This is a genomic window from Sporosarcina sp. P12(2017), from assembly GCF_002743035.1.
Classification (GTDB): domain Bacteria; phylum Bacillota; class Bacilli; order Bacillales_A; family Planococcaceae; genus Sporosarcina; species Sporosarcina ureae.
Window position 1 is genome coordinate 134,251 of record NZ_PDYL01000003.1, and the last position, 25,984, is coordinate 160,234.

Below are 25,984 nucleotides of genomic sequence, written 5' to 3' on the forward strand. Positions count from 1 at the left end.
CACTCACTTCGTTTCGTACCAAGACTTGCCATAATTCCAATCGACTTTCAACGGAACATCGAGTTGAATCGTTTGTTCCATGACTTCCGGTACGATTTCTTTTAGTTTCTCCAACTCTTCCATAGGCGCTTCAAAGATCAGTTCGTCATGTACTTGAAGCAGCATACGTGCTTGCATATTTTCTTTTTCAAGTCTGGCATCCATATCAATCATCGCTTGTTTAATGATGTCCGCCGCAGTTCCTTGGATCGGTGTATTCATCGCTGTACGCTCGGCGAAACCTCGCAAGTTGAAATTTGAACTCGTAATGTCCGGCAAATATCGTCTACGTTTTAATAGTGTTGTCACATAGCCTTTTTGCTTGGCGTCAATAATACTATTATCCATGTACTGTTTGACGCCCGGGAAGCTCGCTAAATACGTATCGATGAATTCCCCTGCTTCTTTACGAGTAATATTTAAACTTTGGGATAATCCATAATCACTGATGCCATAGACAATACCAAAGTTGACAGCTTTTGCTGCGCGACGCATATTGCTATCCACTTCTTCTTCCTTCACACCAAAAACATCCATCGCAGTTTTCGTATGAATATCCGCACCTTGACGGAATGCTTCAATTAATTTTTCATCTTGCGAAATATGTGCAAGTACACGCAATTCAATTTGTGAATAGTCAGCCGCAAACATAATCCATTCGGTTTCAGATGGAATAAATGCTGCACGTATTTTGCGCCCTTCTTCCAAACGGATAGGGATATTTTGCAAGTTCGGATTGATCGAGCTCAATCTGCCTGTCTGCGTTAGCGCCTGCTGGAAACGTGTATGGATCTTTCCGTCTTCATGAATTTCTTTAGAAAGACCTTCGATATATGTGGAATTCAACTTGCCGAGCTGTCGGTATAATAAAATATGTTGAATGATTTCATGTTCACTTTCGAGCTTCTCTAGCACATCTGCAGCTGTCGAGTAACCCGTCTTTGTTTTCTTAATAGGTGTCAAGCCGATTTTCTCGAACAAGATGACGCCGAGTTGTTTAGGCGAATTAATATTGAATGTCTCGCCAGCCATTTCATAGATCGTCTTCTCAATGACTGCCAGACGTTCCGACAACTGCTCTCCAATCGTCTTCAGCACATCTACGTCCGTTTTCACACCGGTTACTTCCATTTTCCCGAGTATCTTTGCTAACGGTAATTCTAGGTCATGGAATAAGTCACGCTGTTCATTGTCCTCCAACTGTTTTGTAACCACAGGATACAGCTCCCACACTGCATGTGCTTTTCTTGCAGTATGGTTGGCAAGTTGTTCAGATGCCGGTACAGTTCGCTTAGCCCCTTTACCATAGACAGCTTCGTCACTTTCTACACCATGATAGCCAAATGAACGTGCGATTTCGGAGACTTCATTTGTCGAGAATGAAGGATTGACGATGTACGCCGCCAGCATGAGATCGAATTCTGCACCATTTAGTTCCATGCCAAGTCGCGCAATCGCTGCATAGGCTGATTTAGAATCCGAAACATATTTACGCGTGGCATGATCCGCAATCCAGCTCTTAAAGAGATCAGATGATGTAGCCAATTCAGTAGTGATGAAGTACGTATCTGTGTCATTTGACAGACCAATACCTAAAATATCTTCAGACAAATAATTATCGCCATCGATCTCGACATGCACAGACATCGTATCCGTCAGCATTTCTGAAGTAATTTCTTCCACAGTATGAACAGCGATTTCTTCTAGTGGTTGAACCTCGACAGATACATCCATCTTTTCAAGCAATGATTTAAATTGCAATTCTTTATATAGTTGAATCACTTCTTCTTCGTTGCGTCCGACAAAGTCCAAATCATTCAATGACACCGTAATCGGAGCGTGAACTTCAATGGTTGCGAGTTCTTTACTCATGAAAGCTTGCTCTTTATTGTTCACAAGGTTTTCCTTCATTTTCTTTGCAGTGATTTGATCGATCGACTCATAAACTGCTTCTACAGAACCATATTCCTTCAATAATTTCAGTGCCGTTTTCTCACCAATTCCAGGTACGCCTGGAATATTGTCGGATGCATCGCCCATTAAACCTTTCATGTCGATGATCTGCAATGGTGCAATGCCATATTTCTCTTCGATATGTGCAGGTGTGTATTTTTCAAGATCGGTAATGCCTTTTCTTGTGATGCATACGGTTGTCTGATCATTCGCAAGTTGCGTTAAATCTTTATCTCCTGAGATGATGACGACTTCTGCTTCCGCATCATTACACTCTCTACTTAATGTCCCGATAATATCATCCGCCTCATATAAATCGAGTTCATACTGCGTGATACCGAATGCTTCAATTAATTTACGAATATACGGGAACTGTTCCGATAGCTCTGGTGGTGTCTTTTGACGTCCGCCTTTGTATTCTGTATACGTACTGTGGCGGAATGTAGTTTTTCCTGCATCCCATGCTACAATCACATGCGTCGGTTTTTCATTTGCTAAGATGGTCTCTAACATCATGGTAAAGCCATATACCGCGTTTGTATGAACACCTTTTTCATTCGTCAATAAAGGTAAAGCAAAAAATGCACGGTATGCCAAGCTGTTTCCGTCCAATAAGACGATTTTCTTTTTCGTCAAAATTCATCCCACTCCTTTATGTTCGTCACTATAAAAAACGTCATTTTCATCTAGTTTACCACGTTTGGCAACTCTAATGAAAATGACGCACTTATGATTACTCGATATTGCCGGTTAATAGCTTGGCATATGGTGAATCCGCTGGAAGGATGATCATCGTTTCATCATCCACGACTTTCGTATACGACTGAAGTGTTCTATACAGTTTATAGAATTCAGGGTCTTTTGCATAAGCGTTATTATAGATTTTGGCGGCTTCCGCCTCACCTTGCGCAGTGACAATCGCTGCTTCTTTCTTCGCTTTTGCTAACATTTCCTGCACTTCACGATCTGTTTCTGCTTCAATCTTCTGCTTTTCTGCGTCACCTTCTGAAAGGTATGATTGCGCAGTCGAATCACGTTCTGAAATCATCCGTGTGTAAATCGATTGTTCGTTTTCTTCAGGTAAATCAATACGTTTCATACGGACATCCACTACTTTGATTCCATAATTACCATCATCTAAAAACTTATTTACTTTGGCCGTCACATCATCATTCAAGCTTCCACGAGACGAATCTTCATCATTGACGACATTGACGTAATCAAGACGTCCCATTTCATTACGGACAACAGAATAAATAAATTCTTCCATTCTCGCTTCCGCATTGACAATATTACGTGCGTTGGAAATCATTTTAGCAGGATCGGTAATATGCCATATTGCATAGTTATCAATGATGATCCGTTTCTTATCTTTTGTGTTGATTTCCGCTTCCGACACGTTAGAAGTCATTCGGTTTTTCGGCAACGTACTAACACTTTGAATGAATGGTATTTTCATATTCATACCCGGGTTTTCGATAATCCTAGTAATTTCACCGAATTGACGGACAACACGGTACTCATTCTCTTTTACGATAAATAAGTTGGATAATAGAATAACGAGAATCGCAAACACTACTGTGAGCGAGATAATTAATTTCGTATACTTTTTCATATCAAACTCTTTTTTTGGTCGTATTTGCGTAACTTTAGGATCTGGTTCCGATCCTGGATTCTGTGTACTTCTTTTTTGATCGGTTTCTCCCATCTTCTTGAGAGCTTCTTCTATCTTCTTGAAAGGATTTTGTTCGTTACTCATGAAGCTTTCCCTCCTTTGTCAGCTGACTTATCCTTTTCTTCCGTTACAGGCGGCTGATCTTTTTGCAACTGTTGGAGTGGTAAATACTTCATCGTTTCTCCGCTGTCGTTCATGATGTAAAGATTTGCTTTAGGTAATACTTGCTCCAGTGTCTCAATAATCAAACGCTCACGTGTGATTTCTTTACTTTTTGCGTATTCATTATATAAATCACTGAATACCGCCACGTCACCACGTGCTTGTTCGATACGCGCAGTCTTTTTCCCTTGTGCCTGAGATTTAATCGCGTCACGTTCTCCAATCGCTTCTTTCGTTCTTTGATTCTCATACTTTTTCGCTTCGTTAATCTTCGTGTTTTTCGTTTCACGTGCGTCCGTTACAGCGGTAAATGCTGCACGAACTTCTGCGTTCGGTAATTCAACGTCTTGCAATTTCACACCTTGTACTGCGACACCGATGTCATATTTTTCTACTAAACTAGTCAATAAATCACGGGTCTTCGCTTCGATTTCCGCTTTTCCATCAGTCAATGCCGCGTCGATTGTGGAACTACCAATAACGGAACGAATAGAAGCAGACGCTGCATCCCTTAAGATTTCAATCGGGTCTTCAGCATTGAATAAGTACTTCTTCGGATCGACAATACGCCACTGCACTGTCAGATCCGTCAGAACGATGTACTCGTCTCCGGTAATCATCTTCGTTTCCTTATCTACGATCTCACCCGACTTATCTTGCTTGTAACCGAAATGAATACTGTACGTTTCCTTAGATAAGATCTCTGTCTTCTGAATCGGCCAAGGCAACTTAAAATGAAGACCTGAGTCGGTTACAGGTGCGCCAGCTTGTCCGAATGAAATGACGACAGCTTGTTCAGATTCGTCTACTGTGTACCACGTGGTAAAGACGATCAATAAAAGTAATAATCCGGTGATAAACAAACCGAGTGTCACCAGGATTCTTTTTGTGCTCATATCTGTTCCCCCTTTTCTATGTATGACTACTGTACGGAACAGTAGTCTAGTAAGTTTCATTTTCTTTACTATAGTTGCTCATGTGTAGGTAGCTGAATACGGAAAACAGTGCCGACACCCACTTCACTGTCCACTGTGACGGTGCCATGATGCGCTTCAGCAATATGTTTTACAATGGCAAGGCCTAATCCTGTACCGCCTGACTCTCTGCTTCTCGCACGATCTACGCGGTAAAAACGTTCAAATAAACGTGGGAGCTCTGAAGGCATAATACCAATACCTTGATCGCGAACCGAAATTTCCACATACTCATCAATTTCTTCTACGGAAACCGTCACGATTGTTTTTTCTTGCGAATAGGCAATGGCATTATTTAATAAATTCACCATCACTTGCACTAACCGATCGTGATCCGCAAGAATGATTAATTGTTCCGGCATATGCAAATCGATTCGCATCTCTTTTTCTTGAACTTTCTTTTGAACGATTTTGATGGATTGCTCGACTACTTCCATCACATCAACAGGCTTTCGTGTAATTTCAAAACTTCCACGTTCCATGCTGGATAAGCGCAATAAATCTTCAATCAATAATTGTAGACGGTTACTTTCTTTATACATAATCTCTAGAAAATCACGCCTAATCACAGGATCTTCCACCGCTCCGTCAAGCAACATCTCTGAAAAACCTTTAATCGAAGTTACAGGTGTCTTTAATTCATGGGACACATTCGCCACAAAATCTTTACGTATTTGCTCAAGATGAACCAACTCTGTAATGTCGTGCATAATGATAACGATTCCAAGCCAGTTGCCGTTTTCACCAATGACAGGCGCACCGTATACGTCTAAATGGCAAACGCCTTCTGTAAGCACTACTTGAGATTGGAACGTGCGCACTTCTTCTGTTAAAAATATCGTTTCAATTTCTTTCTCAATATCTGAAGGTAAACCGATATCTTTAAACGTTTTCCCCATCAACTCTTCTCCATTACGCTGGAATGTTTCTTCAAACACACGGTTGACCAAATTGACAGCACCTTGTCGTCCAAACATCAACAGACTACTTCCAATGCTACTGACCAATGTGTTTAAACGCTCTTGTTCCATGGCGCGAAGTGCAGAGTTACCTTGTAATTTTTGTGCTACTTGATTGATAGAATTTGTTAGTTGGTGATTTATTTTACTATCTTCATTATGCGCTCGCACCAAATAGTTCCCTCGCGCCAATTGATGCACAACACCTGTAAAGTGATCAAACGGCTGAACATACTGCTGAAGGATTTTCGTCATAACAAACATCATGACAACAAATACTAGAACGAGCGTAAATAGCAAGTAAACCCAATAGGTTTGTTGTATTGTCGCATCTACATTTTTACCAAATAAATGAAAAAATTGTCCTAAGATAATTCCTAGCACAATTAATAGAATAGATAAGATGACTGCAGACACGGTTAAAATTTTTGTGTAATAGTACTTCATCTAGTTTACTCTCCAAACTTGTAACCGACGCCTCTCATTGTTTTAATATAGCGCGGCTTTCTCGTATTTTCTTCGATTTTATCGCGCAGATGACTCACATGCACATCCACAATTCTCGAATCTCCCGCAAATTCATAATTCCATACCGCTTGCAGCAACTGGTCACGAGAGAACACGCGATTCGGATGCCTCATGAAATAAACAAGCAACTCAAATTCCTTCGGCGTAAACTCGAGTGGTTTTTCATCTAAATAGACTTCCAAGCGCTCAGGATACACTGTCAGTTGACCCGCAACCAATTTCTTCTCTTTCATATGGCTACGCTCTCCTGTTCGCCTAAGAACGGCACGCACCCTTGCTGCAACTTCACGCGGACTAAAAGGCTTGGTCATATAATCATCAGCACCCATTTCTAGGCCGACGATTTTATCCATCTCTTCACCTTTAGCAGTCAACATGATGATTGGTGTTTCAATATTCTCTTTTCTCAGCATACGGCAAACTTCTATTCCGTCTATTTTGGGTAACATTAGATCCAAAATAATTAAATCGGGTTTTTCATCCAATACTTTTTCCACAGCTTCTTCTCCATCATTCGCGAGTACTGTTTTATAGTTCGCTTGTTGCAATGTGAATTCAAGCAATTTCTGTATAGATTGTTCATCTTCCACAATCAAAATCTTTTGCTGTTTAATTCCCATTCGCGGATTCCTTTGTTTGCACTGCTTTGACAGGAAGTTTTTGTGGAGCGATCACTACTACTTCCCCACTCATAATTCGTTCTTCTTCTTCATCCGTTGCATCTACTTGGATGGTTACTTGATTTAACTGAATATCAAGTTTCGTAATTTCCAGAAAGAATTCAACAATCGAGTAATGATAGACCGGCTTAGGGAAATGCAGTTGCTGATTAATAATATGAGCACCTGGTCCTGGCATGTGTTTAGATATGGCGGCTGTCACGATACCCGTCAACATGATAGGTGGAACAATTGGTTGTCCATATATCGTCTCCGCTGCGTAATCATGTTGCAAATAAAGAGGATTTGCATCATTAGTCAATCCTAGATACAACATCAAATCTTTATCTTCAATCTTTTCGGTCAAGTGTAACCTTTCACCAATCTCTAACTCTGTGATATCTTTTCCTATCGATTTACGTTTATTTTTCAACAAATAAACCCCTCCTGTATTTCTAAAGTCATCAATGAAAAAGCTGAAAATTATTTCAATAAGTAAATTATAGCAATTCACTCATGAAAAATCGAGCTAACAAGAAAAAAGATCGGACGGCTAGATAGCTGTCCGATCTTCAACCTATAGTTTTACGCTAGAACGCTCATTACAGTACGTACAGAATCAGCGGACTTTTGAAGTGCCATTTTCTCATCTTCGGTTAATTCAAGTTCTATGATTTTTTCGATACCGCCTGCACCTAATACCGTCGGGACACCTAAATAAATACCATTCATACCGTATTCACCTTCTAGGAACGCAATCGATGGTAATACCCTTTTTTGATCTTTTAATATAGCTTCTGTCATTTCAACCAATGCAGCAGCTGGCGCATAATATGCAGAGCCATTGCCTAATAGATTGACGATTTCAGCTCCGCCTTTACGTGTACGTTCTACAATTTCTTCTAGACGACCAGCAGAGATCAAGTTTTCTAAAGGCACACCACCAGCCGTCGAATAACGAACTAGAGGCACCATATCGTCTCCATGACCACCCAAAACGAATCCTGTTACATCTTTTACTGATAGATTCAATTCTTGTGCGACAAACGTACGGAAACGAGCTGTATCCAGAACGCCTGACTGGCCAATCACGCGTTCTTTAGGGAACCCAGATGCTTTGTAGACAGTATACGTCATTGCATCTACTGGATTCGTTAGAACAATAATTTTCGTATCAGGAGAATACTTGACGATTTCAGCTGTTACTGATTTCATTACTTTTTGATTTGTCTGTACTAAGTCGTCACGGCTCATTCCAGGTTTTCGTGCAATACCGGCAGTAATAACAACTACATCAGAGTCTTTTGTATCTTCATAATTGGATGTGCCGATAATGTTAGCATCAAACCCTTGAACCGGACCAGCTTCCAACATGTCTAATGCTTTGCCTTTCGTTGGATTTTCCATAGGTGGAATATCCACGATCACGACGTCACATAATTCTTTTTGAGCTAAAAGGAATGCAGTTGTTGCTCCAGTAAAACCAGATCCGATAACCGATACTTTTTTACGCTTCAATGACATGTAAAACTCTCCTTTTTCAGAACAAGATAGTAGAAAGAGGGGGATTCTCATCCCCCTCTTCTGTAATGCTTATAGGTTTTCGATTAATGCATCAGCAAATCCAGAAGTGCTTACTTCTGTCGCATTGTCCATGAGACGCGCGAAGTCGTATGTCACTACTTTAGATGCAATAGATTTTTCGATAGAAGCAGTGATTAGATCAGCAGCTTCTGTCCAGCCAAGGTGTTGAAGCATCATAACGCCTGATAGCAATACGGATGAAGGGTTAACTTTATCCAATCCTGCATATTTCGGTGCTGTACCGTGAGTTGCTTCAAAGATCGCATGCCCAGACTCGTAGTTAATGTTCGCTCCCGGTGCGATTCCGATTCCGCCTACTTGTGCAGCAAGCGCATCAGAAACGTAGTCACCGTTCAAGTTCATTGTAGCTACTACGTCGAACTCTTTTGGACGTGTCAGAATTTGTTGTAGGAAGATGTCAGCAATTGCATCTTTTACGATGATTTTGCCAGCTGCTTCTGCATCAGATTGTGCTTTATTAGCAGCATCTGTTCCGTCAGCATCTTTAATGCGGTCATATTCTCTCCATGTGAATACTTTGTCGCCGAATTCTTCTTCAGCTAACTCGTATGCCCAGTTCGCGAATGCGCCTTCTGTGAACTTCATGATGTTTCCTTTGTGTACAATCGTCAAAGACTTGCGACCTTCTTCGATTGTATAGTTCAACGCTGAGCGCACGAGACGCTTTGTGCCTTCTTCAGAAATTGGTTTGATACCTAGACCTGAAGTTTCAGGGAAACGAATATTTTTAACACCTAACTCAGTTTGAAGGAAGTTAACTAATTTTTTTACTTCGTCAGAACCTTCTTGGTACTCGATACCCGCATAGATATCCTCTGTGTTTTCACGGAAAATAACCATGTCACAATCCTCAGGACGTTTCACGGGTGATGGTACTCCTTCGAAATAACGAACCGGACGCAAGCAAGTGTATAAATCCAGTTCCTGACGCAATGCTACGTTCAATGAACGGAATCCTCCACCGATTGGCGTAGTAAGTGGTCCTTTAATAGCAATCAGATATTCTTTAATTGTGTCAAGAGTTTCTTTTGGAAGCCAGTCACCAGTTTCGTTGAATGCTTTCTCTCCAGCAAGAACTTCTTTCCAATTAATTTTCTTTTTCCCGTCATAAGCTTTTTCAACAGCTGCTTCGATTACGCGTGAAGCTGCATGCCAAATATCCGGACCTGTGCCGTCACCTATAATGAAAGGAATCGTTGCGTGATCTGGGACGTTTAAAACACCGTTAGTTACTGTAATCTTTCCATCGTTAGCCATTATTGATATCCTCCTGATTTCAATATCAGTGGGCCGGTATACGAGATACCGCCCCACGAATTTACTATTTTTTATCGTTCATTGATTGGAACATACTTTTGCATGCCTGGTCCTACGTACTCTGCACGTGGGCGGATCAAGCGGTTGTTTTCGTATTGTTCTAGAATATGTGCAATCCATCCTGAAAAACGAGAAACTGCAAAAATAGGTGTGAAAATATCATGATCGATGTCTAATGAATGATATACCGAAGCGGAGTAGAAATCAACATTTGGAGGCAATTTCTTTTCTCCAGTGACAATTCCCTCGATTTTTTCGGACATATTGTACCACTTTTCTTCACCGCGAAGACTAGTCAATCGTTTAGACATTTCACGTAAGTGCTTCGCACGTGGATCACCTTGACGGTATACACGGTGTCCGAAGCCCATGATTTTTTCTTTGTTCGCTAGTTTTTCACGAATATATGGCTCGACTTTATCTTCATCGCCGATTTCCATTAGCATATTCATAACTGCTTCGTTTGCACCGCCGTGTAATGGGCCTTTAAGAGCGCCGATTGCCGCAGTGACACCAGAATACATATCAGATAGAGTAGCGACACATACGCGTGCTGTGAACGTAGATGCGTTCAATTCATGGTCTGCATGTAGTACAAGTGCTTTATTGAATGCTTCTTCAGCGATATCAGCAGGCTCTTCCCCAGAAAGCATGTAAAGGAAGTTTGCCGCATAGCTTAAACCTTTTTTAGGTGCTACTGGCTCTTGTCCTTTTCTGATACGTGCGAATGCAGTAACTACAGTTGCAACTTTAGCTTGAAGCTTAACTGCTTTATTGTAGTTTTCTTCTGGTGACATATCTTCCGCTTTTTCATCGTATAATCCTAGAAGCGAGATTGCTGTACGAAGTGCTGACATTGGATGCACTTTGTCGATTGGGTACGTTTTGAAGTGATCAAGAACCCCTTGTGGAATTTCTGCGTTATCTTCTAACTGCTGTTTCAATTCAGCTAGTTCCACTTCGTTTGGCAAACGTTTGTGCCAAAGTAGATAAACTACTTCTTCGAAACTAGCATTTTCTGCTAAATCATCGATGCTGTACCCTACATATGTAAGAGTGTCATCGATAATGGAACTGATTTGAGTTTGTGCTGCCACGATACCTTCCAAACCTTTTGTTGCTGTCATGATATTCGCTCCTTCTTCCCAGTTTAGTCATCTCCCTGAAGCGGAGTGCAGAACGATGACCATCTGCTAATTATATTTTTATCTAAAACGCTTACAATGTCCATTATAAGCAACTTAAACGGTTTTGTGAATGGTAAAGATGTTTTTTATCTATTATTACCCGAAAGGAATGGACAAATCCGCATGATATCCATCGAATCCAAGCGCTTCCAAACCTATGTCCGTCAATGGTTACCGGCTATACTAATCGTGATTTTCCTCATCGTGATCCCACCTATAGGATTTGCGATAGTTTTCGCTTTCTTCACTGCTCCGCTCATGAATTCTGTAATTGCACTTACAAAACTGCCGGCCTTTTTAGCTGCTTTGCTCATAATGGGCGTGCTTGCCTCTTTAGTATACACCTTCCTATTCCTATCAATCAATGGATTGATTTCTGTCATTTGGACTATGGAAGATCAATTAGGGGTAATTATCGAAATGATGGATAGTAAAGGATGGAATTTACATGCTGCAGCAGAACAATTTATACAAATGAGTCATGAGGCGATGGAAGGAATTATCAGTTTACTGCAAAAGACTTTCCAACACATTTTTAGTACATTTTTATTTATTATCGCTTATTTTTTCGCTTTACGAGAAAGTGCAGCCAATCGATTTTGGTTTTTAGTTTACTTCCCTAAAAACTTCAGACAAGTAGCGGGCAGGATTTTTGATAGGTCAAGCCGTTTGATGGGACATTTCTTTTCTGTTCAGATCCGATTATTTGTTATGACGTTTATTCTAATGGCTGCCGGTTTTTGGTTGCTTGATTTTGAGTCTTTCTTAACCAAAGCATTTTTGATTTCATTAGTCGATAGTATTCCATTCCTAGGAATTGGTCTGGCATTTTTGCCGATGATTGCCTTTTCGTTCTATATTGACGACATGCAATCGGCTATCGGCTTATTAGTTCTATACATTATTTTACTAGTGTGCAGACAGATAATCGAATCACTTTTATGGGCACATGCTTTTAAATTGCGGACCGTACACTCATTTATCATTACCGCTTGCGCTGTGTATTTATTCGGATTATACGGCATCATGTTTTTACCATTCTTCTTATTTATTGCGTTAAAAGTAAAGGAGCATCCTACGTTTACATAACTCGGATTTGCCCATTGCGTATTTTATTGTAAATCCACTTGACGATAAATGGATATAAAATTTTACGCGGACCGCTAAACAACAATAATAATCCTATACTATCTGTAATAAAACCAGGCATGAGTAATAATAAACCACCTAGTAAAATACACACGCTATCAACTAACGCTTTACCGGGGGTTTCTCTATTGGCCATACGGAACTGTAAGTCACGCCATGCCCGAAGCCCTTGTTTCTTCGCAAGATAAGCGCCACCTATTCCTGTTGCAATAATAATCAAGATCGTAGGCATAATACCGAGTGTTTTGCCTGAAACCATTAATAAAGCCAGTTCAGCTGTCGGTACAATGATGAATAATGCTGCTAACCATTTCATATAGTAACCTCCAAAAAAGACCGCTATCTCTATATGAGAAGCGGTCTATATATTTTTACAATACTTTTGCGTGACCGTTATAGATTACGCCACTTGCTGCATCCATTGTAATGTCACTGCCGTTTTTAATAACGGATGTGATGTTTTCAGCACCAACTATTACAGGTATACCTAGACTCAATCCAACCACTGCTGCGTGGCTAGTCAATCCACCTATTTCGGTAATGATACCTGCACACCGCTCAAGCGCTGCAAACATATCACGGTCTGTAGAATGCGTCACAATAATGTCGCCTTCTTTGACTTGTGTCAATGCTTCCTGTGAGTTCTTGATGATCTTTGCTTTACCAAAGGCAACGTTTTTACCGATGCCTTGGCCGCGACCGATTAAATCGCCAATCACATGTAATTTCATCAAGTTCGTTGTACCTGCTTGACCAACCGGTACACCCGCCGTAATGATCACTACATCGCCATGCGTTACATATTGATTTTTGACACTTTCTTCGACAGACTCTTGAAGAATGCCATCAATATCCAACGCTTTCTTTCCGATGATTGGATAAACGCCCCAAACAAGCGTTAGCTTATTAGAGATGACTTCCGAACGTGTAACCGCAATAATCGGAACACCAGGACGATACTTGGCGATCATGGTAGCTGTATGACCACTTTCAGTGGGTGCTAAAATTGCCTTCACATTCAAGTTTAGCGCTGTGTAAGCCGCTGCTTGTCCAATCGCTTCTGTAAGATTCCCTTCTTTTTCTCTCGTTCTTGTGGAAACAACAGAATGAAAGTCCATGGACTCTTCAGTAGATAAAGCAATTTTACACATCACTTTTACGGATTCAACAGGATATAATCCAGCAGCCGTTTCACCTGAAAGCATGACAGCATCTGAACCGTCCAAAATTGCATTGGCCACATCACTTGCCTCTGCACGTGTGGGACGTGGGTTTCTCTGCATAGAATCCAACATTTGAGTTGCAGTGATAACCGGCTTACCATATTGGTTACATTTATGAATCATCATTTTTTGTACCAGAGGAACTTCTTCAGCCGGAATTTCTACTCCTAGATCTCCACGAGCAACCATAAGACCGTCAGATAATTGAAGGATTTCATCGAGATTGTCTACACCTTCCTGATTTTCAATCTTCGGTACGATATGGATACGTCCACCATTATTATTTTCAAGGAGTTCACGTATTTGAATGACGTCAGATGCACGACGCACAAATGAAGCTGCAATAAAATCGACGCCCTGTTCAATACCGAACAAGATATCTTCTTTGTCTTTATCCGTAATTCCTGGCAATTGAACAGAAACATTCGGAACGTTGACCCCTTTATTATCTTTTAAAGGACCTGCATTGATCACTTTTGTGTGGATTAAACCTTTATCTGTATCTTTACCTGTTACTTCAAGTTCGATCAAACCGTCGTCTAAAAGGACAAACGAACCGCGGTCTACGTCATGAATTAACTTCTCGTACGTAACAGAGAACAATTCAGCAGTACCAAGCACTTCTTGCATCGAGATATCTACTGCTTGTCCTCGTACTAATTCGATTTGACCATCTTGCATTTTATGAGTTCGAATTTCAGGACCTTTTGTGTCGAGTAAAATTCCTACCACTTTTCCTTTTTCAGCTGCAGCTTTACGGATTCTTTCAATACGTACTTTATGCTCTTCTTGAGTGCCGTGGGAGAAGTTTAGACGTGCTACGTTCATCCCTGCGTCAATCAGCTTTAGAAGTCCATCATATGACTCACTTGCCGGGCCGATTGTACAAACAATTTTTGTCTTTCTCACTACTTATCGCTCCTCTGCATCATGTCGACTCTGACTAATTAGATAGATAATGTTTCTGCCAAATCTACTAATGACAAGTCCAACTTTTCTCGTTTTGTAAAGACTTCTTCTAAGTTATAGTCTACCACTTTATGATTTCTCATACCAACAGCAGAACTTTTCTTTCCAGACAATAGTGTTTCAACAGCTCTTGCACCGTATTGACTGGCAATTACCCGATCACGTGCAGATGGCGAGCCACCTCGTTGCATATGCCCTAAAATGGATACACGAGTTTCGATACCCGCTTCATTTTTCAATATTTCTGCCAGTTGCGTAGCAGACATCATGCCTTCAGCCAGTACGATAATACTGTGTTTTTTACCACGACTCGTACTGCTCTTGAGGCGATCCACAATAGCGTTTACGTTAAATGGCTTCTCAGGCAGTATAATCGATTCAGCACCGCCACCAAGACCTGCCCAAAGCGCTAGATCACCTGCGTCACGCCCCATTACTTCAACAATAAAAGAACGTTCATGTGATGTTGCGGTATCTCGTATTTTATCGATTACATCGACGACAGTATTCAATGCGGTATCAAAGCCAATCGTAAATTCCGTTCCAGTAATATCGTTATCAATTGTAGCTGGTACACAAGCGCAAGGAACGCCTAATTTAACTAGTTCATTAGCTCCCTTAAATGACCCATCTCCACCAATGATGACTAATCCTTCAATAGCATGAAGCTTGATTTGCTCCATCGCTTTGGCGCGACCTTCTTCTGTTATGAATTCCGGACATCTCGCAGATCGTAATATCGTTCCGCCACGTTGAATGATATCCCCAACAGAACCAAGCTGGAATTGTTCAATTTTACCCTCAATCAACCCTTGATAACCATTAAACACACCCGAAACTTCCAAGCCTTCAAATAGCGCTTTTCTGACTACAGAACGAATGGCTGCATTCATTCCCGGCGCGTCACCACCACTTGTTAAGACCGCAATTTTTTTCATGTCGATCCCACCCTTTAATCATTACTTGTATGTACGAGCAAAAGACGCGGTTGCCCGCATCTTTTATTCCGAAAAGACACCAATACTTCGGAATTTAGTATATCGATTATCAATTAATTCATCTGATGTCAATTCGCATAATGTTCTTAATGATCTTCGTAAAGTATTACGCATCTCTAAAGATTGTTTGTTTGCATCGCGATGTGCTCCGCCAAGTACTTCGGGAATGATTTCATCAATAATATTCATTTCTTTCAAATCGGGCGCAGTAATTTTCATCGCTTCCGCCGCTTGTTTAGCAAGGGATGGATCCTTCCACAAAATAGACGCTGCACCTTCAGGAGATATAACAGAGTATGTGGAGTTTTCAAGCATATGGATATGGTTTGCTACACCTAGAGCCAATGCACCTCCACTACCTCCTTCTCCAATCACGATGGAGATGACAGGAACTTTCAAACCAGCCATTTCCACTAAGTTACGAGCAATTGCCTCGCTCTGTCCACGTTGCTCTGCCGCTTTACCAGGATACGCACCTTTTGTATCGATGAAACAAATAATAGGGCGATTGAATTTTTCTGCTTGCTTCATTAGACGAAGCGCTTTGCGGTATCCTTCAGGATGTGGCATACCAAAGTTTCTTTTGACATTTTCTTTGGTGTCTTTTCCACGCTGATGTCCAATGATCGTAATGGGCGTTTCTTCAAATGAAGCGATTCCACCGATTATGGCTTCATCGTCTCCAAAGTTGCGATCTCCATGAAATTCGATAAAGTCCTCAAACAGTTGAGTAATATAATCCATTGTCGTCGGTCTTTCAGGATGTCGTGCAACTTGCACACGATCCCAAGGCTCCATACTCTCATAGATTTCCGTTTCCAATTTAGCTAAGCGATTTTTCAAATTGACAATTTCGGACGAAAGATCTACGTCATTGACTGCCGTATATTCTTCGAGTTCATTAATTTTTTCACGCAATTTTACGATAGGTTCTTCAAATGCTAATGTTTTACTCATACAAGTACGGCCCCCTTTCGTGCGTGAAGCTTCAAGATTTTATTCATCACTTCTGGCATATCATTGCGATGAACTACCGCGTCTAATTGCCCATGATTTAATAAGAACTCCGCCGTTTGGAAATCTTCAGGTAGTTTTTCACGTACTGTTTGTTCGATTACACGACGCCCAGCAAACCCGATCAGAGCTTTTGGTTCTGCTAGGTTAATATCCCCAACTGAGGCGAAACTAGCAGATACACCACCTGTTGTCGGGTAGGTCATGATGGAAATATACAATAAACCTTTGTTCGCGTGTCTTTCAAGAGCTACACTTACTTTAGCCATCTGCATCAAACTAATAACGCCTTCTTGCATACGGGCACCACCACTTGCAGAGAAGATCATTACAGGAATACCTAATTCAGTAGCTTTTTCTACAGCTCTTGTAATTTTTTCGCCAACAACCGAACCCATTGATCCCATACGGAAATGTGCATCCATGACCGCAACAGCTACTTCTGTACCTTGAATCTTACCGACACCGGTCAGAACCGCTTCATTCAAGCCGGTTGCTTTTGCATCCGCTTCTACTTTTTCTGTATAAGAAGGGAAATTAAGCGGGTTCTCTGTTTTCAAATGATCATCCATTGATTTAAAGCTATTGTCGTCAAATAAGTGATCAATTCGTTCTTGTGCCGTCATTTTATAGTGATGCTGACAAGATGGACAAACTTTACCATTCTTTAATAAGTCCTTCGTCAAAATCACGTGCTTACACTCTGGACATTTCGTCATAATTCCTTCAGGCACATCTGCTTTACTCTTGGCAGAAGGCATTGTATGTTGGTCAACTTTTGGTTTCTTTTTAAATAATTCTTTGATACTCATTCCGTTTCCCTTCTTTCTCCCTCAACTTGATTCATCCATTTTTCATAACAAATTAAGGCTTTTTCCGTATTACCTGCCATCATTTCATCCAGTAATTCATCCACTATAGCTATTTCCTCATCAGCCTCAATAGGTACATCAAAAGAAACACCGCTATACTGTTTTAGTAAAAACCAAATTTTCAAGGAGAGTCGATTTTCAGTAGCGACAATGGTTTCACGCACCATATCTACACGCCAAAACACTGACTCTCTTTCTCTCAATTTACTTTGCATGCCTATCCAAACAGGTAGCATGCGTAGTTCTTCATTTTCTGTGATCGTTGTAATAGCCGCTCGCTCATGGATCATCCTTGTTTCAACTACATCTTGGATGGACCGTGCTTGCTGCATAATAAACGTCGAGAGAACTTCCACTAACTGATGTTTTTTGAAATCGGATAGGAACGTTCCTTCGCCTCGCCTCGTTTCAATGAGACCTAGCAATTCCATACTTCGCAACGCCTCGCGTACTGCTGTTCTACTTACTTGTAGCTTTTCCGCCAGGTGACGTTCAGATGGTAACCTATCGCCATATTCGATTTTTTGTTCGCTAATCAGTGATTGTAGTTCTCCGATAATATCCAAAAAACGCTTGGATGATGATTGTGAATTTTGCATGAGGAGAACTCCTTTTTCATACCTTCAACAGAGTGGTCTGACCACCCTGCATACAAGCATACAAAAAAGTCGGCACTACGTAAAGTAATATCGTGAAATTACAAGTGTTTTTATTTCGTCATTTTTCTCGCTGACTGAACGCTCGCTTGCTGAAAAGTCGAAGTATGGTCCATCATGACGTAGATTGCGCCATGATGGACCATAGAAGACTGCACTTGTAATTTTTAGGCCATTTTTTATTCTCCTGAGAGTCTAAGCGGCAATAACTGGTCTACTATAAGTTGAACGGATTGATTTCGGAAATCAATGCTTCCTGAAATTTGAACAAATGCTTGCTCTTTTAATTGGACGCTGATCTGTGTATATTGTTTCGGAAATACGGTACAGGATATTTCTTCAGTCTCATCTTGTAACGTAAGAAATGCCATGGCTTCACCTTTTTTTGTACGAATCCGTCTGATCGAGAGGATGATTCCCATACAGTGCACTTTGGTGCCTTGACGTAAAGAAAATAGAGATGAAATAGAAGGTATTTGACTGGATGCATTTCGCTTTAGTTGTTCTACAGGATGCTCAGACAAATAAAAGCCTAATGTTTCATGTTCAAAACCAAGCATAGTCATCTGATCCATTGTGCCACCTGGTGTATATTTAGGTTGTGAATTAAATAGAAACTGCTCACTTAATGCATCATCCCCTATGAAAAGTGCATGGGAATGAGCAGCATCTATCGAAGCGAGGAGAACTGAACGCTTCTGATTAAAATCGTCAAGCGCGCCTGCTTTAATTAACGGAATGATCGTTTTTTCAGTGAAATGATCAGCTCCAAGCGAGAGGGCCATGTCAAACATGGAAGACCAACTTCCCTTTTCACGCGCGGTAGCCAATTGCTGGTAGAAGGCGAAAGTAACTCCTTTTATAGCGCCTAGGCCAAGACGAACCGCATTCCCTTCCACTGTATGTGAATAACGGCTTTTTGCGACAGATGGAGGCAGTATCGGAATACCTTTTGCCTTCATTTCACGGATTACTTCCGTCATCTTATCTTTACTTCCTGTTAAAGAAGATAAAAATGCTGCGTAAAAATATGTTGGTTCATTCGCTTTAAAAAATGCCAGTCGATAGGAAATCAGTGAATAGGCCACAGCATGACTTTTTGGAAATCCGTAATCCGCAAATTTAACAATCAGATTATAGACGTTATTTGCCTTCTCCTGATCAAATCCTTTTTTACGTGCTCCGGCAATAAAATGCTGTCTTTCTTCTTCCAGCACTTGCTGATTCTTCTTACTAATGGCTCGTCTTAGAAGATCCGCTTCCGCCATGGTGAAGCCTGCAATATTCACCGCGATTTTCATAATCTGTTCTTGATAGATAATAATGCCATATGTTTCAGCTAGGATAGGTTCGAGCTCCGGTATGTCATAAACAGTCGGCTCTTGTCCGTTTTTTCGACGACTGTAAAGTGGGATGAATTCCATTGGGCCCGGACGATACAAGGCGTTGACTGAGTAAATATCTTTAAAATTATCTGGCTGTATTGTTCTAAGAGCGCGACGCATGCCTAGTGATTCGAACTGGAAGATTCCCGTTGTATCTCCTGCTTTAAATATTTTATACGTTTCTTGATCATTGAGCGGTATCTGTTCGAAGTCAATGACTTGCGTTTTATTGTATTGAATCATGGCACGTATTCTATCGAGCAGTGTTAAGTTTCGCAACCCAAGGAAGTCCATTTTCAGTAAACCGACTTCTTCTACATCCTTCATCGCCCACTGAGTCAGGAATACATCATCCGATCCAATTTGCAATGGGACATAATGAACAAGTGGTTTCGCAGCAAGCACAACACCCGCAGCATGGGTGGATGCATTCCTCGGCAAATCTTCTAAACGTATGGCAGCTTGTTGCCACACCTCTCTTCGCGGCTCCACTTGAATCCAGTCCCGCAATTTCTTGGACTGCCTGACGGTTTCCTTAAACGACTGTCCACTATTTAATTCATTGGACATAAAACGAACTTCTTCAGGTGTGAAATCCAACACTCTAGCCACATTTCGAGCGACCGCTTTTGTTGAAAGTGTACCGAATGTGATGATTTGTGCGACATATTGTTTACCGTATGTATTTGCCACATAATTTACAACTTCTGTTCTGCGATGATCTGCGAAATCGATATCGATATCCGGCATGGTCACTCGTTCTGGATTCAAGAAACGCTCAAATAACAATCCGTATTTAATCGGATCTACTTCTGTGATGCCAAGTGCAAACGCGACTAAAGAGCCTGCTGAAGACCCCCGCCCTGGACCAACTAGAATTCCTTCCGTTTTTGCGTAACGTACATAATCCTCGACTATTAAGAAATAATCTGTGAACCCCATTTGTTCAATAATTGATAATTCATAGAGCAATCGTTGTTCATATTCTGAAGATACTATCTGAAAACGTTGTTGCAATCCTGTTCGGCAATTTTCCTCCAGCAAATCAATAGGCATTTTGCCGTCCTCTACAGGAAACTGTGGAAGCAAGAAATCTTCTTTCTGGATAACTACGTCACAGGAATTCATCATGTTTTCCGTTGTCTGTAACCATTCAGGGTAATCATTAAACCAATTTGCAAACTCTTCTCGTTCCGGCAAATACGCTTGTCGATACCGATTAGGTGGTTTTTTTGAATCATTCAGTTTATAGCCTTTACGAATGGCTGTTGCGACTTCATAGGCTTGAAAATCTTCCTTATGGAGAAAGCGTGTTTCCTGACAAGCCGCTATTAGCAATTGACATTCTTCACTCAACTGAATGATCGCTTCTTCGTCAGGATGTGCTCCTCCGCCTGGACGGCTGATTCCAATAAATATGGAAGCGCTAGACACTTTCTCTGTCAGTAACTGCAGTACATGTATATTACGCGCGTTCGCCCATGAAGAATCCGTCATCGCACATATGATGAGGCACCCTTCTTGATAGGCTTGAAGCCAGTTGAGCGGTAATTTTTCTTCTTCACGTGTCGAAATGGCACTGCTCATTTTCATTAGATTAGAGAAGCCTATTTCGTCTTGTGCATATATATATAGAAGCACTTCGTGATCTTCGACTTCTACTATAACGGACAAACCAATTACTGGCCGAATGCCGTATTTAACTAACATTTTACTGAATGACCGAACTCCATATAACTTACTATTGACGATAGCAGCAGAAGAAGCCCCTCTTTTTTGTAAAAGAGGAGCCAATTCGTCTAACTTTACGATTCCACGCAATAAGTCTGCGCCCGTTACGATTTGCGGATACATCAGGTTCATTTCAATCCCTCAGCTCTGCTTAATAGTTTCTGCAAAGTTCTTGCAGTTTGACGATGATTTCATCTACTTCTGTCCATGAATATGCGGAAGCGCCTGAGGCTAATGGATGACCGCCACCATTGTGCTGCATCGCTAATGTGTTGATAACAGGACCTTTCGAACGTAGGCGTACACGGATTTGATTATTCTCTTCAATAAAGATAATCCACGCACAAATTCCTTTAACATCTCCAAGTGACCCTACTAGTTGAGATGTCTCGGATACTGAGACATCGAATTGCTCCAAAATTTCTTGAGTTAATTTAATATACGCCGCACCATTTTCATCAATCGTAAAGTTTTGGTAGATATATCCTTGCAAATGCAAGATTTTACGATCCATTTCATACATTCCCGCGAATAATTTCGTGCGATCAAAAGGTTGCTTGATTAATGAGCTGGCTGCTTCAAATGTCTTTTCAGTTGTACTTGGAAACATAAAGCGGCCTGTATCGCCTACAATTCCTGCAAATAAAAAACGTGCCGCTTCCGGAGTTATTTCCCAACCGTATGACGCTTGACCTTCTTCATATACTGTAAAGATCATTTCGGAGCAAGAACTTGCGTCTGTATTTACCCACCGCTCATCGCCATATGGATCTTCGTTGGGGTGGTGATCAATTTTCAATAAAAATGCCCCTTTGTTATAAAACGATCCATCGATACGATCCGTATTTGCTGTATCAGTAACGATGACAAGGGCACCTTCGTAATCTGATTCAGTCACTATATTCGGTTCCCCTAAATAACTTAGCAGTTCATCATGCATTCCGGCTGCAAGCACCTGCTTTTGTGGATAGTTCTTTTCAATAAGTGCTTTCAACCCCAATTGTGATCCATATGCATCTGGATCCGGTCGAACGTGACGATGGATGATGATTTTCTCGTACTTTTCAATTGTGTCAATGATTTGTCGTTTCATGTATATTCCCCCAGGTTTCTGTACAAGTATTCGCATTCCTCATTAAAAGCCGCTACAATATATAATGAACCTCATCACATAGTAGGTTATTTTGTATTTAATGGAGGCTTTTTTATGGAAATGGTTAATTTTCTTTTTGTTTTTGGTATCGTCGCTTCCGGCGTATTCTATTTTGTTTTCAAAACACGACAATTCCGTACGAATCATATGTTTCCCATTCGTAAAAAAATGTATGCAAGTTTGGCCGGCACAGCACTTGGTGCTCTATTGATTTTCTTTGGAATCAATCAATTGCTCATTTTTGATGGCGCGCTAACATATATCGTGTCAGGTATATTCATTTTATTCGGCGGATTTGTTGCCATATTTAACTTTAACGCTCAGAAACATTATAAGCAGTTTGTAGCTGAGGAACGTGAACTAAACAAAGCTGATGTCAATTGACGTCAGTTTTTTATTTCTCAAAAAGTTGGAACGTTCCCATGGCTTTCGCTACAATCCCGTCGTTTGACGTTAATTCAATTTCTAGTTTGATGGATCGGCGACTCATGTGAATGATCTTCGGTTCCACTGTTACCGACGCGCCAAGCTGCACTTGTTTGATGAAGTAGATCGTCACGTTCTCAGGCATACTTTCGCCCCGTTTTTGAAGCTTGATCGTACGACTGCCTGCTTCTGTCAGAATCGTCAACATCGCACCGTAAGACAATGAACCAAATTGATTGGTCATCTGCGGGACAACTGCGAACTCGATTTTTTCAGGTGAATTAGCAATGGCTTTCATTTGATTCTTCACGATGTCATCAATGGTTTCTCCTTGTTGCGGTTGACGTTGTGTCATTTGTAGCGCTTTTAGGACATCTTGACGACTGATGATTCCCTCTAGAACCCCAGCATCATTAACGACAGGCATTAAATCAATACCTTCCCAAATCATACTGTGTCCTGCTGATGCCACACTCATTTTCCCATTTACAGTGATCGGACCAGGCGTCATAACTTTCCCAACGGTGTTCGCGTCTGGATTGCTGACGACATCGCGGGACGTAATAATTCCTACTAACGTACCGTCAGATTTCACCACAGGGTAGGCTGAGTGAGATGTTTGGTGATTCACTTCGTAAAATTGATCGACTGAGTCCTCAGGAGATAATGTCACTGTTCTCGCTAACGGTGTCAAAATATCTTCCACTAATAAAATCTCTTTTTCAATCAACTGATCATAAATCGCTCGGTTCAGCATGGTCGCTACTGTGAAAGTATCATAACTCGTTGAAATAACAGGCAAATTCATTTCGTCTGCCAGTTGCTTCACTTCATCGGTCGCATCGAAGCCACCGGTCACGAGGACAGCTGCCCCCGCTTTAATCGCAATTTCATGTGCTTTCAAACGGTTTCCTACAATTAATAGACTGCCGGCATCGATATACCGGATCATATCCTCAAGTTGCATGGCCCCCACAACAAATTTTGTTAATGTTTTATGTAATCCATCACGTCCGCCAAGCACGACACCATCTACAATGTTGATGACTTCCGCGAATGTCAAACGCTCAATATTTTCTTTTTTCTTTTTCTCAATTCGGATGGTTCCTACACGTTCAATCGTATTCACCAGTTTTTGATTTTCCGCTTCTTTTATCGCTCGGTAAGCGGTTCCATCACTGACTTCCAATACTTTTGCAACTTGGCGGACAGAGATCTTTTCTCCCACGGCCAAGCTTTCGATATAACGCAAAATCTGCTCGTGTTTAGTTGACATGATTTCACCTTTTTCTTCGACCTGGTTTAAGGTTTCGGCTTTTTGATAATCATACCATAAATCCGACAAAAAAACGGTCTAAGACACTAACTATGCGCCATAGACCGTAATTATTTATTTTATATTTTACAGTTCAATCGATTCCCCTGGTTCCATTATTTTCACTTCATGATTTGTTACGAGTGACCTGAAGTCTTCAGGATCCAATTCGATAGGTGGGAATGTATTGTAGTGGACAGGAACAGTTAGCTTCGGTTGCAATAATTCGACTGCTTTTGCGGCATCTCTAGGGCCCATTGTGAAATTATCACCAATCGGTAAGAACGCTACATCAATTCCCTCTTCCCCATACAGTTTCATATCACTAAATAGCGAAGTATCTCCTGCGTGATAGATCACTTTATCTTCGATCGTCAATAGTAAGCCAGCGGGCATACCTGTGTAAATAATTTCATTATCTTCCGTTGTATAAGAAGAACTATGGAATGCCTGTGTATACTTCACTGTACCAAAATCAAACTCTTTTGCTCCACCAATGTTCATTCCATGCGTATTCAAGCCTTGGAATCCAAGGTATACGGCCAATTCATTAGGGGCTACAACTAGAATATCTTCTCTTTTGGCAATATCCATTGTATCGCCTACATGGTCATTATGTCCGTGTGTCAGTAATATCACGTCCGGTTTTTCATCTTCCGCTTTTAGATCTGTTAGTTGATTACCTGTAATGAAAGGATCGATTAAAATCGTCTTCCCTTTCGTCTCAATTTTCACGATCGAATGACCATGGTATGAGATTTTCACAACGATCACACTCCTCTTTTTAATTCCTTACTCTGCTATACCTTCTACATAAAAGCTTAAAACCCTCTTTTTTGTTATACTAACCAAAACAGAGGAGGTAATATTTTGACGAACATTCAAAAAGTACAAGATTTCTTAGAGAAACATGATGTAGATGCAGCACTCATAACGAATCCGGATAATATATTTTATCTGACTAATTTCCGTAGTGATCCCCATGAGCGATTACTAGGTGTAGTTATTTTCAAAGAAGCGGATCCATTTGTTATTTGTCCTGCTATGGAAGTTCCGGATGTCAAAGCAATCGGTTGGAAGTATGAGGCTATCGGATATAAAGATACAGATAATGCGTTCGAATTTTTAGATCGTGCCATCACGGAACGAATCCCTACATTTTCATTACTGGCAATCGAAAAAGAACATGTAACTGTTGATCGATACGAAATTCTACAAGAGCGTTTCCCAGCCCTACAATTTGCTAAGTTGGATGATGAACTTGCCAACAATCGTCTAATCAAAGATGATGTGGAACTTACCTACTTACGTAAAGCAGCTGAATTAGCAGATTATGCGATTGAAGTAGGTTGTAATGAAATCGCGGAAGGTAAAACAGAGTTGGAAATAGTCCAAGCTGTAGAACAAGCTGTGAAACAAAAAGGCGCGGAGAAGATGTCATTCGATACCATTATTGTTTCAGGTACAAAAACCGCTTCACCTCATGGTATTCCAGGAGAGAAAAGAATCGAAAAAGGTGATTTCATCTTATTTGATCTTGGAGTTGTCTATAAAGGATACTGCTCCGACATAACGCGAACGATTGCGTTTGGCGAGCCTACAGAAGAAAAGCGGAAGATTTATGAGACAGTCAAGAAGGCACAGCAAGCAGCGATTGACGTGGTGCGTCCTGGTACATTAGCTCAGGAAGTTGATCTGGCGGCACGGTCCATAATTGAAGAAGCCGGATATGGTGAGTTGTTCCCGCATCGTATTGGGCATGGTCTTGGTATTTCTGTTCACGAGTTCCCTTCTTTGACAGGAACGAATAATATGCCGCTTCAAGAAGGCATGGTTTTCACGATTGAGCCAGGCATTTATGATCCGACTGTAACAGGTGTGCGGATTGAAGATGATTTGTATGTGACGAAGGATGGCGTCGAGGTATTGACAAAGTTCCCTAAGGATTTGAAGGTTATCGGAGAATAAAAATAACAAAAGAAAAACTGAAGACAGATTCCATCTCAGGGGTTTGTCTTCAGTCTAAGGCCGCTAG

At 41.0% G+C, this 25,984-nt stretch carries 22 protein-coding genes; 3 read left to right on the forward strand and 19 right to left on the reverse strand.

Annotation, left to right across the window (positions count from 1 at the left end; genetic code table 11):
• Positions 1–3: 3 nt before the first annotated feature.
• From polA to citZ, 9 genes are all read right to left on the reverse strand, one after another.
• Positions 4–2,628, reverse strand: a complete 2,625-nt coding sequence (gene polA / locus CSV80_RS03395) for a DNA polymerase I (protein WP_099669592.1) — start codon at positions 2,626–2,628, stop codon at positions 4–6.
• Positions 2,629–2,725: 97 nt separating this feature from the next.
• On the reverse strand, positions 2,726–3,751 hold the full coding sequence (gene hflC, locus CSV80_RS03400) for a protease modulator HflC (protein ID WP_099669593.1): 1,026 nt from the start codon (positions 3,749–3,751) through the stop codon (positions 2,726–2,728).
• On the reverse strand, positions 3,748–4,725 hold the full coding sequence (hflK, locus tag CSV80_RS03405; RefSeq protein WP_029052898.1) for an FtsH protease activity modulator HflK: 978 nt from the start codon (positions 4,723–4,725) through the stop codon (positions 3,748–3,750). The genes hflC and hflK overlap by 4 nt, the downstream gene beginning before the upstream one ends.
• A 68-nt stretch (positions 4,726–4,793) precedes the next feature.
• Positions 4,794–6,209, reverse strand: coding sequence for a two-component system histidine kinase PnpS (pnpS, locus tag CSV80_RS03410; protein ID WP_099669594.1), 1,416 nt, complete (start codon positions 6,207–6,209; stop codon positions 4,794–4,796).
• A 5-nt stretch (positions 6,210–6,214) separates the two neighbouring features.
• The gene (locus CSV80_RS03415; protein ID WP_099669595.1) at positions 6,215–6,910 is read right to left on the reverse strand and encodes a response regulator transcription factor; all 696 of its coding nucleotides are present in this window, start codon (positions 6,908–6,910) and stop codon (positions 6,215–6,217) included.
• Complete coding sequence (locus CSV80_RS03420; RefSeq protein WP_099669596.1) at positions 6,900–7,385, reverse strand: MaoC/PaaZ C-terminal domain-containing protein; 486 nt, start codon at positions 7,383–7,385, stop codon at positions 6,900–6,902. The genes CSV80_RS03415 and CSV80_RS03420 overlap by 11 nt, the downstream gene beginning before the upstream one ends.
• A gap of 149 nt (positions 7,386–7,534) precedes the next feature.
• Positions 7,535–8,473 carry a malate dehydrogenase gene (mdh, locus tag CSV80_RS03425; protein ID WP_029052894.1) on the reverse strand — a complete coding sequence of 313 codons (939 nt, stop codon included), beginning with the start codon at positions 8,471–8,473 and terminating at the stop codon, positions 7,535–7,537.
• Between the two features lie 69 nt (positions 8,474–8,542).
• Positions 8,543–9,814: an NADP-dependent isocitrate dehydrogenase gene (gene icd / locus CSV80_RS03430; protein WP_255407630.1), complete on the reverse strand. Its 1,272-nt coding sequence runs from the start codon at positions 9,812–9,814 to the stop codon at positions 8,543–8,545.
• A gap of 68 nt (positions 9,815–9,882) precedes the next feature.
• Positions 9,883–10,998 (reverse strand): citrate synthase, encoded by a 1,116-nt coding sequence (citZ, locus tag CSV80_RS03435; protein WP_099669598.1) that lies wholly within the window; start codon positions 10,996–10,998, stop codon positions 9,883–9,885.
• A gap of 126 nt (positions 10,999–11,124) precedes the next feature.
• Here citZ and CSV80_RS03440 point away from each other — a divergent pair, with 126 nt between their 5' ends.
• On the forward strand, positions 11,125–12,147 hold the full coding sequence (locus CSV80_RS03440) for an AI-2E family transporter (protein ID WP_233208464.1): 1,023 nt from the start codon (positions 11,125–11,127) through the stop codon (positions 12,145–12,147).
• Here CSV80_RS03440 and CSV80_RS03445 read toward each other — a convergent pair.
• The 8 genes from CSV80_RS03445 to CSV80_RS03480 form a co-directional block, all read right to left on the reverse strand.
• Positions 12,140–12,523 (reverse strand): FxsA family protein, encoded by a 384-nt coding sequence (locus tag CSV80_RS03445; protein WP_099669600.1) that lies wholly within the window; start codon positions 12,521–12,523, stop codon positions 12,140–12,142. The genes CSV80_RS03440 and CSV80_RS03445 overlap by 8 nt on opposite strands.
• Positions 12,524–12,578: 55 nt before the next feature.
• The gene (pyk, locus tag CSV80_RS03450; protein ID WP_099669601.1) at positions 12,579–14,339 is read right to left on the reverse strand and encodes a pyruvate kinase; all 1,761 of its coding nucleotides are present in this window, start codon (positions 14,337–14,339) and stop codon (positions 12,579–12,581) included.
• Between the two features lie 38 nt (positions 14,340–14,377).
• Complete coding sequence (gene pfkA, locus CSV80_RS03455; RefSeq protein ID WP_099669602.1) at positions 14,378–15,337, reverse strand: 6-phosphofructokinase; 960 nt, start codon at positions 15,335–15,337, stop codon at positions 14,378–14,380.
• 63 nt (positions 15,338–15,400) lie between these two features.
• Positions 15,401–16,354 (reverse strand): acetyl-CoA carboxylase carboxyl transferase subunit alpha, encoded by a 954-nt coding sequence (gene accA / locus CSV80_RS03460; protein ID WP_029052888.1) that lies wholly within the window; start codon positions 16,352–16,354, stop codon positions 15,401–15,403.
• On the reverse strand, positions 16,351–17,223 hold the full coding sequence (gene accD / locus CSV80_RS03465) for an acetyl-CoA carboxylase, carboxyltransferase subunit beta (protein WP_029052887.1): 873 nt from the start codon (positions 17,221–17,223) through the stop codon (positions 16,351–16,353). The genes accA and accD overlap by 4 nt, the downstream gene beginning before the upstream one ends.
• Positions 17,220–17,882: a FadR/GntR family transcriptional regulator gene (locus CSV80_RS03470; RefSeq protein ID WP_099669603.1), complete on the reverse strand. Its 663-nt coding sequence runs from the start codon at positions 17,880–17,882 to the stop codon at positions 17,220–17,222. Before CSV80_RS03470 ends, accD begins: the two co-directional genes overlap by 4 nt.
• A gap of 236 nt (positions 17,883–18,118) precedes the next feature.
• Positions 18,119–21,187 carry a DNA polymerase III subunit alpha gene (locus CSV80_RS03475; protein WP_099669604.1) on the reverse strand — a complete coding sequence of 1,023 codons (3,069 nt, stop codon included), beginning with the start codon at positions 21,185–21,187 and terminating at the stop codon, positions 18,119–18,121.
• A gap of 19 nt (positions 21,188–21,206) precedes the next feature.
• A complete protein-coding gene (locus CSV80_RS03480; RefSeq protein ID WP_099669605.1) occupies positions 21,207–22,148 on the reverse strand; it encodes a DHH family phosphoesterase in 942 nt (313 codons plus the stop codon).
• A gap of 114 nt (positions 22,149–22,262) precedes the next feature.
• On the opposite strand from CSV80_RS03480, the gene CSV80_RS03485 reads away from it, so the two are divergent.
• On the forward strand, positions 22,263–22,592 hold the full coding sequence (locus CSV80_RS03485) for a YtpI family protein (RefSeq protein WP_099669606.1): 330 nt from the start codon (positions 22,263–22,265) through the stop codon (positions 22,590–22,592).
• A gap of 10 nt (positions 22,593–22,602) precedes the next feature.
• On the opposite strand, the gene CSV80_RS03490 is transcribed toward CSV80_RS03485, so the two are convergent.
• Together CSV80_RS03490 and CSV80_RS03495 are read right to left on the reverse strand one after the other, a co-directional pair.
• Entirely contained in the window at positions 22,603–23,910 is a 1,308-nt protein-coding gene (locus CSV80_RS03490) for a DRTGG domain-containing protein (protein WP_099669607.1), read from the reverse strand.
• A 126-nt stretch (positions 23,911–24,036) separates the two neighbouring features.
• Positions 24,037–24,714, reverse strand: coding sequence for a metal-dependent hydrolase (locus tag CSV80_RS03495; RefSeq protein WP_099669608.1), 678 nt, complete (start codon positions 24,712–24,714; stop codon positions 24,037–24,039).
• 105 nt (positions 24,715–24,819) lie between these two features.
• Here CSV80_RS03495 and CSV80_RS03500 point away from each other — a divergent pair, with 105 nt between their 5' ends.
• Complete coding sequence (locus CSV80_RS03500) at positions 24,820–25,917, forward strand: M24 family metallopeptidase (RefSeq protein ID WP_099669609.1); 1,098 nt, start codon at positions 24,820–24,822, stop codon at positions 25,915–25,917.
• The last annotated feature ends 67 nt before the right edge of the window (positions 25,918–25,984 follow it).

Coding starts and splice junctions, on each gene's coding strand:
- hflC (WP_099669593.1), bottom strand. CDS start 3,751: ATGAGTAACGAACAAAATCCTTTCAAGAAGATAGAAGAAGCTCTCAAG.
- CSV80_RS03485 (WP_099669606.1), top strand. CDS start 22,263: ATGGAAATGGTTAATTTTCTTTTTGTTTTTGGTATCGTCGCTTCCGGC.
- pfkA (WP_099669602.1), bottom strand. CDS start 15,337: ATGAAAAAAATTGCGGTCTTAACAAGTGGTGGTGACGCGCCGGGAATG.
- pnpS (WP_099669594.1), bottom strand. CDS start 6,209: ATGAAGTACTATTACACAAAAATTTTAACCGTGTCTGCAGTCATCTTA.
- hflK (WP_029052898.1), bottom strand. CDS start 4,725: ATGAGCACAAAAAGAATCCTGGTGACACTCGGTTTGTTTATCACCGGA.
- accD (WP_029052887.1), bottom strand. CDS start 17,223: ATGAGTATCAAAGAATTATTTAAAAAGAAACCAAAAGTTGACCAACAT.
- CSV80_RS03490 (WP_099669607.1), bottom strand. CDS start 23,910: ATGTCAACTAAACACGAGCAGATTTTGCGTTATATCGAAAGCTTGGCC.
- CSV80_RS03445 (WP_099669600.1), bottom strand. CDS start 12,523: ATGAAATGGTTAGCAGCATTATTCATCATTGTACCGACAGCTGAACTG.
- mdh (WP_029052894.1), bottom strand. CDS start 8,473: ATGTCATTGAAGCGTAAAAAAGTATCGGTTATCGGATCTGGTTTTACT.
- accA (WP_029052888.1), bottom strand. CDS start 16,354: ATGAGTAAAACATTAGCATTTGAAGAACCTATCGTAAAATTGCGTGAA.
- CSV80_RS03475 (WP_099669604.1), bottom strand. CDS start 21,187: ATGAACCTGATGTATCCGCAAATCGTAACGGGCGCAGACTTATTGCGT.
- citZ (WP_099669598.1), bottom strand. CDS start 10,998: ATGACAGCAACAAAAGGTTTGGAAGGTATCGTGGCAGCACAAACTCAA.
- CSV80_RS03415 (WP_099669595.1), bottom strand. CDS start 6,910: ATGGGAATTAAACAGCAAAAGATTTTGATTGTGGAAGATGAACAATCT.
- CSV80_RS03470 (WP_099669603.1), bottom strand. CDS start 17,882: ATGCAAAATTCACAATCATCATCCAAGCGTTTTTTGGATATTATCGGA.
- CSV80_RS03480 (WP_099669605.1), bottom strand. CDS start 22,148: ATGAAACGACAAATCATTGACACAATTGAAAAGTACGAGAAAATCATC.